9 protein-coding genes are annotated in these 12,727 nt (G+C 61.2%); 4 read left to right on the top strand and 5 right to left on the bottom strand.

What is annotated here, in order from left to right:
* The first annotated feature begins 127 nt into the window (after positions 1-127).
* Positions 128-850: a GAF domain-containing protein gene (locus tag KQ661_RS11215; protein ID WP_216727083.1), complete on the top strand. Its 723-nt coding sequence runs from the start codon at positions 128-130 to the stop codon at positions 848-850.
* Between the two features lie 342 nt (positions 851-1,192).
* Positions 1,193-3,775 (top strand): type IA DNA topoisomerase, encoded by a 2,583-nt coding sequence (locus KQ661_RS11220; protein ID WP_216727084.1) that lies wholly within the window; start codon positions 1,193-1,195, stop codon positions 3,773-3,775.
* 84 nt (positions 3,776-3,859) lie between these two features.
* On the opposite strand, the gene KQ661_RS11225 is transcribed toward KQ661_RS11220, so the two are convergent.
* Together KQ661_RS11225 and KQ661_RS11230 are read right to left on the bottom strand one after the other, a co-directional pair.
* On the bottom strand, positions 3,860-4,771 hold the full coding sequence (locus tag KQ661_RS11225; protein WP_216727085.1) for a hypothetical protein: 912 nt from the start codon (positions 4,769-4,771) through the stop codon (positions 3,860-3,862).
* Between the two features lie 137 nt (positions 4,772-4,908).
* Positions 4,909-6,399, bottom strand: a complete 1,491-nt coding sequence (locus KQ661_RS11230) for an SDR family oxidoreductase (RefSeq protein ID WP_216725925.1) — start codon at positions 6,397-6,399, stop codon at positions 4,909-4,911.
* 141 nt (positions 6,400-6,540) lie between these two features.
* On the opposite strand from KQ661_RS11230, the gene KQ661_RS11235 reads away from it, so the two are divergent.
* The gene (locus KQ661_RS11235; protein WP_216727086.1) at positions 6,541-7,401 is read left to right on the top strand and encodes a DUF2911 domain-containing protein; all 861 of its coding nucleotides are present in this window, start codon (positions 6,541-6,543) and stop codon (positions 7,399-7,401) included.
* A 71-nt stretch (positions 7,402-7,472) separates the two neighbouring features.
* Here the strand turns inward: KQ661_RS11235 and KQ661_RS11240 are convergent, their stop codons facing one another.
* Both KQ661_RS11240 and KQ661_RS11245 read right to left on the bottom strand, forming a co-directional pair.
* On the bottom strand, positions 7,473-8,243 hold the full coding sequence (locus tag KQ661_RS11240; protein WP_216688455.1) for a slipin family protein: 771 nt from the start codon (positions 8,241-8,243) through the stop codon (positions 7,473-7,475).
* Positions 8,244-8,849: 606 nt separating this feature from the next.
* Positions 8,850-9,962 carry an IS4 family transposase gene (locus tag KQ661_RS11245; protein ID WP_216685412.1) on the bottom strand — a complete coding sequence of 371 codons (1,113 nt, stop codon included), beginning with the start codon at positions 9,960-9,962 and terminating at the stop codon, positions 8,850-8,852.
* Between the two features lie 242 nt (positions 9,963-10,204).
* Between KQ661_RS11245 and KQ661_RS11250 the strand changes: the two genes are divergently transcribed.
* Complete coding sequence (locus tag KQ661_RS11250) at positions 10,205-11,320, top strand: IS4 family transposase (protein ID WP_216685403.1); 1,116 nt, start codon at positions 10,205-10,207, stop codon at positions 11,318-11,320.
* A 12-nt stretch (positions 11,321-11,332) separates the two neighbouring features.
* Here the strand turns inward: KQ661_RS11250 and KQ661_RS11255 are convergent, their stop codons facing one another.
* Positions 11,333-12,691: a M20/M25/M40 family metallo-hydrolase gene (locus KQ661_RS11255; RefSeq protein ID WP_216727087.1), complete on the bottom strand. Its 1,359-nt coding sequence runs from the start codon at positions 12,689-12,691 to the stop codon at positions 11,333-11,335.
* Positions 12,692-12,727 lie beyond the last annotated feature (36 nt).

Raw genomic sequence — 12,727 nt, forward strand, 5'->3', positions numbered from 1 at the left:
AGTGCTCTGTGGCAAACCCGGCAACCCATGAAACTTCTCGGGGCCGGTGCGGTACCTTTACCACCACCCGCATTGTCAAACTATTCCATCACTCAATCAGTTGGCAGCTGAACTCCCCAGCTTATCCATGGACACCAACCAGTACCCGGGCCTTGTACCTTCCTACGAACACGAGCGCCTGGCGGCCCTGCAGCCCTACCAGGTGCTGGGCACGCCCGGGCAGGAGGTGTTCAATGATTTTGTGAGCATTGTGGCCAAGCTCTTCGACATGCCCATTGCCCTCGTGAGCCTGGTGCGGGCCGACGACGTGGTATTCATCGGCAACGAGGGCCTGCCCGAAGCCTTGGTGGTGGGCCGCGAAGACAGCATGTGCTCGGTGGCCATTCTCAGCGACGAACTCACCGAATTTCGCGACGTGGTCGCCCAGCCCTGTGACCTCGTCAATCCCTTCGTGGCGCAGGAAATGAACATGGGTTTCTACGCCGGGCAGGCCCTGCGCTCGCCCGAAGGCCTGTCATTGGGCAGCCTCTGCATCATCGACCACCGCCCCCGCCAGCTCACTCCCTTGGAGGGCGACCTGCTGAAGGACCTGGCCCGGGTAGCCCAGGAGCTGCTGCGCCTGCAAGCCGCCCAGGCCACCGGCTTCACCGTGCCAGAGGGCCTGCGCTCCCGCGTCGATGCCACCGTGCAGCAGTCGCTCACCCGCCTCGGCACCCTGGCCGCGCTGCGCCAGCTGGACCCCGCCCCCGAATCGGAGGACACCCGGCGTTACCACGAGTCGCGCCTCGACGAGGCCCGCTACATGGCCCAGATGATGCACCGCGAGCTGCTGGCCGTGCTGGATAAGTAGGGCCGGCCGCACCATCGGGCTACTCGGTCTGGCCGTTCTGGCGCGAGTTTAGCGCAGCGTAACTCGTGCCAGCCATACGGGGGAGGCTGCGCCTCCTATGAAACGGCCAGCTAGCACGGCTCAGTGCCGGCTGGCTGCTGGCGCGGCAGGGGAGGCCCAGCCTCCCCATCATAATCGGCACGAGTTACGCTTCACTGCGTTGCGTTAAACTCGCGCCAGGGGCACCAGGGGCCAGCCGGCATCAGCCGCAAGCTGCCCGAATTCGACCTTTTTCGCGGTTACCTTTGTTAATTCCCCGCGCCGAAATCAATCAGCGCCCTCCGATTAATTAACCGAGAATCCGTGATAGTTTGCATTGCCGAAAAGCCCAGCGTCGCCCGTGAGATTGCCAACGTGCTGGGCGCCACCCGCCGCATGGACGGCTATATGGAAGGCAACGGCTACCAAGTAACCTGGACTTTCGGCCACTTCTGCCAACTGAAGGAGCCCGACGACTACCAGCCCGAGTGGAAGCGCTGGAGCCTGCACAACCTGCCCATGATTCCCGACTCGTTCGGCATCAAGCTCATGCGCCGCGACGAGGGCGTGGTGAAGCAGTTCAATACCATCAAAAAGCTGGTGAGCGAGGCCACCGAAGTCATCAACTGCGGCGACGCCGGGCAGGAGGGCGAAGTGATTCAGCGCTGGGTGCTGATGGAGGCCAAGTGCCGCAAGCCCGTGAAGCGACTCTGGATTTCCTCGCTCACCGAGGAGGCCATCCGCCAGGGCTTCGCCAACCTGCGCGAGGCCAAGGAGTTCGACAGCCTCTACCAGGCTGGCAAGAGCCGCGCCGTGGGCGACTGGCTCTTGGGCCTGAACGCCACCCGCCTCTTTACCCTCAAATACACCACCTACCAGGACAAGCAGCTGCTGAGCATCGGCCGCGTACAAACCCCCACGCTGGCCCTGCTGGTCGAGCGCTGGCACGAAATCCAGAACTTCCGCTCCGAGCCGTATTGGGTGCTGAAGACCGAATACCGGGGCACTCTCTTCAGCCACATGGCCGCGCCCGACAAGGCCAAAGACGCCGACGCCGCGCCCGACACGAAGTCGCGGCTGCGCGCTATGGGTTACTTCGTGACCGAGGAAGAAGCCCGCGAAGCCCTTGAAGCCGTGCGCCCCACCCCGCTGCGCGTGACCGATGTGGAGATTAAGAAAGGCCGCGAATCCCCGCCGCGCCTCTTCGATTTGACCTCGCTGCAGGTGCAGTGCAACAACCAGTTGGGCCTCTCGGCCGAGGACACGCTGAAAATCGTGCAGGCCCTGTACGAGAAGAAGGCGGTGAGCTACCCGCGTGTGGACACCACCTTCCTGCCCGACGACCAGTACGCGAAAATCCCCGGTATTATGCGTGGCATCCGGGGCTACGAGGCGCTGACGGCGCCGCTGCTGGCCGCCAAGATTCCCAAAACGCCCAAGGTTTTCAACAACAATAAAGTCACCGACCACCACGCCATTATTCCAACGGGTGCGGCCGGCCCCGGCGGTGGCATGGAAACCAGCGTGTACGACATCATCACGCGTCGCTTCATCGCCGCCTTTTACCCCGATTGCGAGGTGAGTAACACCACCGTGCTGGCCGAAGCCGCCGAGCGCCCCTTCCGCGTGCGCGGCCGCCAGATTCTGAACCCCGGCTGGCGCGTCGTCTACGGCGACCCCATCCAGCAGGCCGCCCCCAAAGCCCCCCCCGCGCCGGGAGCCGCCGGGGCCGCAGCCGAAGCAGATGACGACGCGGTTTCGACTGTGCTGCCCAGCTTCGTGCAGGGCGAAAGCGGCCCGCACGACCCACGCCTGGAGAGCAAGATGACCCAGCCACCCAAGGACTACACCGAGGCCACGCTGCTGCGTGGTATGGAAACGGCCGGTCGCAACATCGACGACGAGGAGCTGCGCCAGGCCATGAAGGAAAACGGCATCGGCCGCCCCAGCACCCGCGCCGCCATCATCGAAACGCTGTTTAAGCGCAACTACATTAAGCGCGAAAAGAAACGCATTATCCCCACACCCACGGGGGTTGAACTGATTGGCCTGATTCGCAACCCCACATTGAAATCAGCGGAGCTCACCGGCCAGTGGGAGCACAAGCTGCGCCAGATTGAGCGGGGCGAATTATCATCGGAAGGCTTTCTGGGCGAGCTTTCTGGGCTGGTGAAGGAGATGGTGCAGGAAGTGAAGCAGGACAACCGTGGCCGTATGGTGACCTCCGGCAGCGCGGAAATAGCGTTAAAAGGTAAGGGTGAAGATTTAAGCGTTGCAGATGGCAAGAGCAGAACCAAAACTACCAACTCTTCACTCTCAACTCTTAACTCACCACCTCCCCCCGGAAATGGCCTGGGCTACTGCCCGGCCTGCAAAACCGGCCACGTCGTGCGCGGCAAAACCGCCTTTGGCTGCGTGCGTTTCCGTGAGGGCTGCACCTTCCGCCTGCCGGCCGAAGTGCATTGCAAGAAGCTCAGCGACCCGCAGGTGAAGGCCCTGCTCGCCAAAGGCCGCACGCCCGTGATGAAAGGCTTTGTCGGGGCCGAAGGCCAGAAGTTCGACGCCGCCATTGGCCTTGATACTGCTTTCCAGCTCATCCTGCTGCAGGTGGCCGACAGCAAGCCCGGCGCGGCCCCCGATTCGGGCCTCATTCCGTGCCCAGTGTGCAAGCTCGGCACCATGCTCAAGGGCAAGGCGGCTTACGGCTGCTCGCGCTTCCGCGAAGACTGTCAGTTTCGGGTGGGCTTCGAGTGGGGCGGTAAGCAGCTCACCGAAACCCAGCTCAAGCAGCTACTACGCAAGGGCGAAACGGGGGTAATCAAAGGCTTCCTCTCGGCGAAAACCGGTAATAAGTATGATGCCGCGCTAAAGGTGGAGGAAGGGCGCGTGGTACCGGTGTTTGCCTAAAATATCGTTGCGCCTTCAGCACGGTGTAGAGACGCGAAGTGTCGCGTCTCTACACCGTGCTGCCTACACTTGACAAACAACTGCTTAGCGCCCTGTGCTACTTTTGGTTTTGGTGGGGAGCTTGTAGCCCACTTGCAGGGCCGTGCGCTGGTACAGCTCTGAACCGTAGGTGATGAACGCGCTGGCCTGCCAGGGCCGCCCGGTAGGGGCCAGCACTACGCGGGAGTAGGCAAAGGAGCTCACCGGGCTTTGGTATTCGAGCGAGGCCGTGCTGCTCACGCCCACCACCAGCGCCAGCGGACTGCGCGGCCCGAACCCCGTGCCCACGCCTCCATACGATACCGGGTTAGCCATGCCTAGCAGGCCGTTGGAGCCGTAGCCGACTTCGTACTGAAACCAGTGGTTCCAGTTCATCTCCAGCTGGAAGGTAGCCACAGCGTGCACCATATCAACGGTGATGTTGGTGCTCAGCAGGTCGAAGGAGCCTTCCTGCGCATAGTAGCTCACGCGCCCCGCCAGAACCCCCACGCCCACCCGCGTCTGCCAGCGGTTGCGCTGTACATCGATGCTGAAGTGGGGGTGCGCGGCCAGCAGGTTCAGCGTAGCCCGGCGGCCATCGCCGATGCGCAGGCGGTCGGCCGCGCCCAGTACGTCGAGGCCCACGCGCAGGGTGGTAGTAGTGGGCCGGCCGGGCCGATGCTGACCTATCACGTAGTCGGCCCCGAGCATTAGCCCATCGAAGCGATGTTCGACGGCCGAGCCCGTGCGTGCGTTGCCGCCACCGTTAAAAATGCTTAGGCTGGAATGAAAATCATCGGTGCTGTGCGAGTACCGGCCGCCGGTGTAGCCCCCGCGCAGCTCCACGCCATGGGTGATTTCAAGCGGGGCCGGCTCGGACCCGACGGCCTGGGCTTGAGCCGGAACGGTAGCCAGTAAGGCCGGCAGCAAAGCGGCAACAGTGGTAAGGTAGCGGAAACCGAGCGGAACGCGGAACATGGCGTGCAGAATGAGAGGGAGGGGGAAGTGATGCTCCAAAGGAACGGCCCGCTACGCCTTTCGCGCCAACCAAAATGTTGATTGATTAGACGTTTATTTGCTGAGAATAATACAATAATATATTGATTTATAAGGATTTAATCCGGTGTATTCTGGCTTTTCAAATCGGACTGAAACTCCACCAGGTTCTTCACCATGCCCTTGAAAATGATGCCGTGGAACGGCAGCACCGCGTACCAGTACAACCGCCCGGCCAGCCCGCGCGGGCGGTAGGCGGCCAGCTGCTCTACGGCGTGGCTGCCATCGGGCTGGTCCAGGATGCGGAACTGCAGCCAGGCCTCGCCGGGTAGCTTCATTTCGGCGTACAGCAGGAGGCGCTTGCCAACCTTGTCGGCCACCAGTACGCGCCAGAAGTCGAGCGGGTCGCCGGCGCGCAGGCGGTTGGGCGAGCGGCGGCCCCGGCGCAGGCCCACGCCGCCCACGGCCTTGTCCATCAGCCCGCGAATGCGCCAGAGCCAGTCGGTTTTGTACCAGCCCCGGTCGCCGCCGATGCGCCAGATATTGTCCAGCACCTCGGCCACCGGCCGCCGGAAGGGCATGAGCTGGCGGTCGAAGAACATGCCGTTTTTAGGGATTTGAATGGCATCCATGTAGTTCTGGCGCATGGTGCCGCTGCTCAGCGCGTCGCTCCAGCTGCTCACCACCTCGTTCTGCTCGATGCGGGTGAAGGCCAGGGCCAGAGCCGCCCGGTAGCTCATGGGCTGGTGCGGAATCACGGCGCTGATACTTTTGCCGGGGTCGCACACGGTATCGTTTTTCAGGCTTTCGACCAGGCTTTGGGCCAATGAAAACGTGGTGCTCGTGACCAGGTACAGCCACCACGACGACAGCCGAGGCGTGAGCACGGGTACCGTCACAATCCAGCGCTTGTAGCCGCGCTCGGCGGCCAGGCCCAGCAGCATCTGGCGGTAGGTGAGCACATCGGGCCCGCCCACGTCGAAGGCCCGGCCGAAGCAGGCGGGGTTGTCCAATACCTCGGTTAGGTAGAACATAATATCGCGAATGCCAATGGGTTGGCAGCGCGAGTTCAGCCAGCGCGGCGTCACCATCACCGGCAGCTTCTCCACTAAATCCCGGATAATCTCGAACGAGGCCGAGCCCGAGCCGATGATGATACTGGCGCGCAGCACCGTGAGCTTGGCGTGGGTGGCTTTGGTGAGCACGTTTTCTACGGCGCGGCGCGAACGCAGGTGCACGCTCAGGTCGTGGTCGTTGGCAATGCCGGAAAGATAGATGACCTGCCGGGCGGTAGTCGTGTTGAGGTAGTCGGTAAAATGCTGCGCCGACTGCTGTTCCTGCTGAAAAAAATCCTCGTTGCCGCCGCTCATGGAATGCACCAGGTAGTACGCCGCGTCGATGTCGGTGGGCATGGCAGCCAGGGATTTGGGCCGTAGCAAGTCGCCTTTGGCCACCGTTACCCGGGCGTGCAGGGCTTCGGGCAGCGTATCGGGCAGGGAAAAGCGGCGCGGGTCGCGCACGAGGCACACCACCTCGTGGCCCGCCGCGGCCAGCAATGGCAGCAGGCGCTGGCCGATATAGCCCGTGGCGCCGGTGAGGAGGATTTTCATGCCGCGAATAGGTTAGGGGCCAAAAACGCTTCGTGCGATGCCCGGTAGTTGAACGGCCGCGCCGCCGGGTTGTTCGCCGCTCCGCCCAAAAGCCCTGCGCGCCAGCTGCAACACTGGCCGTTCGTCCGCATCTTTGATGCTATGAAATACGCACCACAACTTCTCGCCGCCGGCTTGCTGCTGGCCGCCACCGCCCAGGCGCAAACCAGGCTCACCATTCCGCCCCTGAGCCCGACCACGCGCATCCACCAGAATTTCTCCACGTCCTACATCGACCTGACGTATTCGCGGCCCTCACTGCGCGGCCGCACGGCGTTTGGCGGCGTGGTGCCCAACGGCACGGTGTGGCGCCTGGGAGCCAACACCATCACCAAAGTGCGCTTTGGCGAGGAAGTGAAAATAGGGGGCCAGACGGTGCCCGCCGGGGCCTACGCCCTGCTGGCCATTCCCGACGCGAAGGAGTGGACCTTCGTGCTGAACCGCGACACCGCCCAGTGGGGCACCTACGAGTACAAGCAGGCCCTCGACGTAGTGCGCGTGCAAGCTAAACCCACCAAGCTGGCCGCGCCCATCGAAACCATGGGCCTGACCGTGGAAAACCTCCGCCCCGCCTCCGCCGACCTCGTCCTGGCCTGGGACCGCACACAGGTAGCGCTGCCCATCACCGCCGACCCCGACCGCGTGGTGATGGCCCAGATTGAGCAGGCCATGAAGGGCGAAAAAAAGCCCTACGTGCAGGCTGCGCAGTATTACTACAGCACCGGCAAAGACCTCACGCCCGCCATCGGCTGGTTTGATGAGTACATCAAAGCCAACCCCACCGAGTATTACGGTTACTACTGGAAGGCCAAACTGCTGCAAAAAGCGGGCAAAAACAAGGAAGCCATCGAAGCTGCCAATAAGTCGTTGGCGCTGTTGAAGGACGATAAAAATGAGGTGTCGAAAACCGAATACACGCGCCTGAACCAAGAGGTGCTGGCTGCTGCTGGCGCGAAGAAATAGCGCGGTATCAAACAAAAAAACCGGCTCCGCGCATTCTTGTGCGGAGCCGGTTTTGTTCAGGGTGAACCAGGTTAAGCAGTGGGCCTATCACCCTGTTGCTGCACCATCTGCGAGAAGCTCTTAGCCGCGTTCGTGAATTCCGACGGGATGAGCACCACCGTCGTCGTATTGTTGTCGATGCCGATTTCGGCCAGCATCTGCATGCGGCGCAATTCCAGGGCGATGGGGCTCTTTTCCATTTCCAGCGCGCCCTGCGTGAGCTTTATCGACGCTTCCAATTCGGCCTCGGCCTTGATGATGCGGGCGCGCTTCTCGCGAATGGCCTCGGCTTCGCGCGCCATGGCCCGCTGCATAGATTCCGGAATTTCCACGTCCTTGATTTCCACCATCTCAATCTTCACGCCCCAGTTTTCGGTCGCGGCATCTACGATGTGCAGCAGCGCGGCATTTATTTCCTGGCGGCCGCGCAATACCTCGTCCAATTGGTTCTGGCCGATGATGTTGCGCAACGCCGTGACGGCCAGCTGGTAAACTGCCTGGTTGAAATTGGCTACTTTGATAATGGCATCGGCCGGATTCACCACCCGGAACCACAGCACGGCGTTCACCTTAATGGTCACGCTGTCCTTCGTAATGGTTTCCTGCTGCTCCAAATCCACGGTTTTGGTGCGAATATCAATGGTCTGCTGGCGCTCAATAAACGGGATTATCCAGTACAGCCCCGGCCCGCGCAGCCCCGTGAACCGGCCTAGCCGAAACACCAGCGCCCGCTCGTATTCCTGCGCCACGCGAATGCCGGTGAGGAGAAGGGCAACAACGAGTAATAGGATGTACAGCAACATAGCGGGTTGGGTTTAGTGAGGTTTTGGAGGATGTATCGCCCGCTGCGAAAATGTATTACGCCTGCCATTCCCTCTTTGGTTAGCTCAAACACGGGCATATGTCATTTCACTGGTCCTAAAAAAAATACCGCAATAAAGAGCCAGTGTAATCGCTGGTAATACTACTGCCTAACTTTGGTAGCTAATGGATTAGGCTTATTTGCTGAGCTTGTAAATGTCATCATCTTTGGCGAACACCACCGCATTGCCATCTACACTCAAATTGTACTCCCTTCCGAGAATCAACGACCAGTCAAATTCAGTAGTCTAGGCGCAAGCGTTGGCGAATGATGTTTTATTTCCCGCACTAATTGTGTAGTTCCTCCTGCACAGTGCTGGGTATTTGGGATACTGACTGGAGCCGCTCCAATTATTGCCCGAAAAAGTAAGACTTACCTGTGAAATTAGTCCACCACTCCCTTGCTGGCGCTGAAAGGTGCCTGTATAGGTTCCGTCCAAGGTGGTGATTGTTGGATTCGTTTTTTTGCATGCAGTCGCAAGTAATACGAAACAAAGAATGGATGAGAATAAGTAACGCATGATGTTGACTTATTGTTTCTCACTACTCTACCCTACTATTTTTAGTAATTGATTTTTAGCAAGTTGCCTCGTAATCCAGTTCAGTAGCGTTTCAACCAAGCGGGCCAATGGGTCCTCGGGCAGGGTCAGCGGGCGGGCGAGTTGGCGGAGCAGATTGAGGCCGTGGCGGCTCAGGCTGGCGGCCCGGTAGCCGTGGTTTTTGCGGGCAATGGGCTGGCGGCCGCCGTGGGCGGCCGCGCCCACGCCCAGACAAAACGCGTAGGCCAGGCTGACCAGGGCCACGAGCTTGCGCAGCTTTTGGAAACAGCGCAAGTGGGTGGCTTCCAGGTTAAAGCCCCGCCCTTTCAGATTTTGAAAGCATTGCTCAATCGTCCAGCGCTTGGCATAGAGTTGCGCGAGGTGGTTCAGGCCGGCCGTGGCAAACAGGAAGACAAACGCGTCCGCCGCCACGGCCTTGACCCAGACCTGCCCCCAGACTCCGTCGACCTGCACGTGGGCGAAGCGGCGCACCTGCCCCGGCACCAGGCCCAGGTCGGCCACGGCCTGCCGCCGGCCGTCGGCGTGGGTCAGGCAGTGGTGCTTGGGCAGGCGCATGACAAAATTAAGCCCATTGTCTTTGAGCCACTTGAACCACGCATGGCCGACAAATTCCCGGTCGCCCACGACCAGGCCGATGCGGTCTTTGCCCAGCAAGGCCAGGCACTTTTCGAGCACCGCGATGCGGTCGGCGGCGTTGGAGTTGCCGCTGCGGTTGTCGAGCAGGTGCCAATAAAGGGGCACGTGGACCTCGCCCGTGCCGACGGTGACGAGCAGGATGTTCACCTGGCACTGGCCGAAGTCCCACTCCGTGCGGTCGAGGCATAAGCGCAGCTTGCCCTGCGCAGGCAACAAACTCAGTAAAAGCCTGGCCAACAGTACGTAATTGAGGTCTACTTCGCGGAAAAAGTCCTGAATGCGCGTTTCGTTCGAGGCGGGCTTGGCCGCGTCATTGAGGTGCTGGGCCACCTCGCCGAATTGCACGTTGCGGCTCTTTATCAGGCCAAGAATGAACTGGCCCACAAACTTTTGGCGGGACAAGTGGCCCACAAACGGGGCCTGTTGCAAAAGCGTCGTAATTTTAGCAGCGAAGTGTTGCTTCACGGGGCAGAACGGTTTTTTGGTGGTGTCGTAACCCCAAAGGTCGGGCTGCCCCGTTTTTGTACCTGAAAAATAGTAGGGTAGAGTAGTTTCTCACCTGACCTGTAGGCTCTAACTATCGTTGCATGTTAGGCGGCCTTTAATAAATACGTGTACCCTACTCTACCCTACTAAAAGTCAGGCAAGGCAAAAAAACGGGGCGGCCCGACCTTTGAGGTTCCTACACGCTCAACTCGTTCCGCCCCATGAAGCAACGCCTCATCGCCAAAATTACGACCGTTTTACAACACCTGCCGGTGGTGCGCAACCTGGCTCGCCAAAAGTTTGTGAGCCAGTTCATTATCGCGCTGATAAAAAGCCGCAACGTCCAATTCTGCGAGGTGGCCCAGCACTTGAACGATGCCGTCAAGTTGGCCTCGAACGAAACCCGGATTCAGGATTTTTTCCGCGAAACGGACCTGAACTATCTGGTGCTGGCGCAGTTAGTGCTGGGCCTGCTGCCGGCCCAGGGCAAGCTGCGCCTGTGCCTGGACCGCACGGAGTGGGATTTCGGCCAGTGCCAGGTCAATATCCTGCTCGTGACCGTGGGTCAGGGCGCGTTTCACGTGCCCCTCTACTGGGAACTGCTCGACAACCGCAGCGGCAATTCCAACGCGGCTGACCGCATCGCCCTGCTCCGGGTCTGCGTCCAGGTGCTGGGCAAAGACCGGATTGGCCTGGTGCTGGGCGACCGCGAATTCGTGGGCCATGCCTGGTTCAAATGGCTCAAGGACAACGGACTGCCTTTTGTTATGCGTCTACCCCGGCACCACCTGCTCACTCACCCGAGTGGCCGCCGGCAAGCCATTACGGACCTGGGCCTGGCCGTCGGACAGACCCGGCGCTTCGCCCAGTGCCAGGTCGACGGGGTCTGGGGACAGGTCTGGGTCAAGGCCTTGACGGACGGGGATTTCCTCTTTCTTTTTGGCAACGTGGGCCTGCCGTACATGGGGCAGCTCTACGCCAAGCGCTGGACCATCGAGCAGTGCTTTCAGAACCTCAAAGGTCGGGGCTTCAACCTGGAGGCCAGTCACTTGCGCTGCCACCTGAAGTTGCGCAAGCTCGTGGCCCTGGTCAGTCTGGCGTACGCCTTTTGCCTGGGCGTGGGCACGGTAGCCGACCGGAAAAGCCAGCCCATCGGCCGCAAAAACCACGGCTACCGAGCCATGAGCCTTAGCCGACACGGCTTAAATATCCTGCGCCAGCTCAGCCGCCCCGGTACCGGGGCGGCTGAGAAGCTCGCCCGAATGGTGGAAACAGTATTGCGCTGGTTTTGCTGGCAAATTACTCGATATCAATTCACTAGAAAAATAGTAGGGTAGAGTACGTGTACCCTACCGCCCCACCACCGGCAGCACGGCCACGCTCTCGTGACCGGCGGTATCCACGCTCACCACGCCGAAGATGAAATTATCCTTGCTGATGGGGAAATCAGCCGTTAGGCCCGCAACGGAGAAACGCTGCTGCCACTGCGGGGCGCTGGTTTCGCGCACCAGCACCACGTAGCTGCTGGGCTTGGGGCCCGTGGCGGGCGCTTCCCAGCGCAGCTCGGTGCGGTTGGTGAGGTTGGCAGTGAGGACTTCAACCTTGGCCGGGGCGGCGGGGGCCAGTGCCAGCGATGCCATGGTGGCGAGGTTGATGCCGGCATTGCGGCGCAGGTAGGCGAAGTCCACGCCCTCGGTTACATCGCCGTAGGCGCGGTCTTTTTCGGTGCGCAGGTCCTGGTGCTGGTGGGTGTAGTCCTCATTCATCTCGGTGAAGCGGACGGCGGCGAAGCCCTGCTGGTTGAAGGGCGTGTGGTCGCCGCCGCGCAGGAAGCGGTCGGGGCGGTACTCCAGGGCCACTTTGTGGCCCCGGCCATAGAGCTGGGCCGTGCGCTGAATATAGCGGGCTACCTGGCGGCTGGGCGCATCGTTCTCGCTGCTGAGCTGGCGGCGTACTTTGGCCTGCTCGGGCGTTTCATTGGCCGGCACGCCTTCGCTGAATACGCGCACCTGGGTACCATCGTTGATGATGGGGTCGAAGCCGTGCGAGTTGCCCACGATGTCGTTGTTGAGCATCGCAACCAGGTTCCAGCCTTCTTTCTTGGCGCGCTCGGCCAGGTGGCTGGAGCCGTAGAGGCCCTGCTCTTCGCCCTGCACGGCTACGAATTTGAGGGTGCAGGGGAATTTTTGACCGGCCAGCACGCGGGCCAGCTCCATCACCAGCACGGTGCCCGAGCCGTCGTCGTTGGCCCCGGGGGCATCGGCGGTGGCGTTCATCACGTCCGAAACGCGGGAGTCGATGTGGCCGCTCACCAGGATGATGCGGGTGTCGGTGGGGTCGGTGCCGGGCAGGGTGGCCAGCACGTTGGCCATCAGCACGGGCTTGTTGATGCGGCGGCCGTCGGGCTTGATGGTAAAGGTGTCCATCTCGACGGTCATTCTTCCGCCGCCGGCTTTGCTGTATTTTAAGAACTCATCGCGCACGTAGTTGCGGGCCGCGCCGATGCCGCGCGTGGGGCTCTGCGTGTCGCTCAGCGTATGCCGCGTGCCGAAGGAAACGAGCTTGCGGATATCGGCCTCGAGGTTTTTGGCCGAGATTTCATCCACCAGCTTTTGAATGGCCGGGTCGGCGGGGGGCAGGAGCGGGGCGGGCTTTTGGGCGAGAGCGGCGAAGGGCACGAGGGCCAGGAGGAGTGCGGCGAGTTTCATAAGGGAAAGGTAGGCCAGGAGTTGGGAAGAGAAAGC

It is taken from the genome of Hymenobacter siberiensis (assembly GCF_018967845.1).
In the GTDB taxonomy this organism is placed as follows: Bacteria; Bacteroidota; Bacteroidia; order Cytophagales; family Hymenobacteraceae; genus Hymenobacter; species Hymenobacter siberiensis.

What these genes read in the sequence shown, in the direction of transcription:
- KQ661_RS11215 (WP_216727083.1), top strand. Translation starts at nt 128, where the DNA reads ATGGACACCAACCAGTACCCGGGCCTTGTACCTTCCTACGAACACGAG.
- KQ661_RS11225 (WP_216727085.1), bottom strand. Translation starts at nt 4,771, where the DNA reads ATGTTCCGCGTTCCGCTCGGTTTCCGCTACCTTACCACTGTTGCCGCT.
- KQ661_RS11230 (WP_216725925.1), bottom strand. Translation starts at nt 6,399, where the DNA reads ATGAAAATCCTCCTCACCGGCGCCACGGGCTATATCGGCCAGCGCCTG.
- KQ661_RS11235 (WP_216727086.1), top strand. Translation starts at nt 6,541, where the DNA reads ATGAAATACGCACCACAACTTCTCGCCGCCGGCTTGCTGCTGGCCGCC.
- KQ661_RS11240 (WP_216688455.1), bottom strand. Translation starts at nt 8,243, where the DNA reads ATGTTGCTGTACATCCTATTACTCGTTGTTGCCCTTCTCCTCACCGGC.
- KQ661_RS11250 (WP_216685403.1), top strand. Translation starts at nt 10,205, where the DNA reads ATGAAGCAACGCCTCATCGCCAAAATTACGACCGTTTTACAACACCTG.
- KQ661_RS11255 (WP_216727087.1), bottom strand. Translation starts at nt 12,691, where the DNA reads ATGAAACTCGCCGCACTCCTCCTGGCCCTCGTGCCCTTCGCCGCTCTC.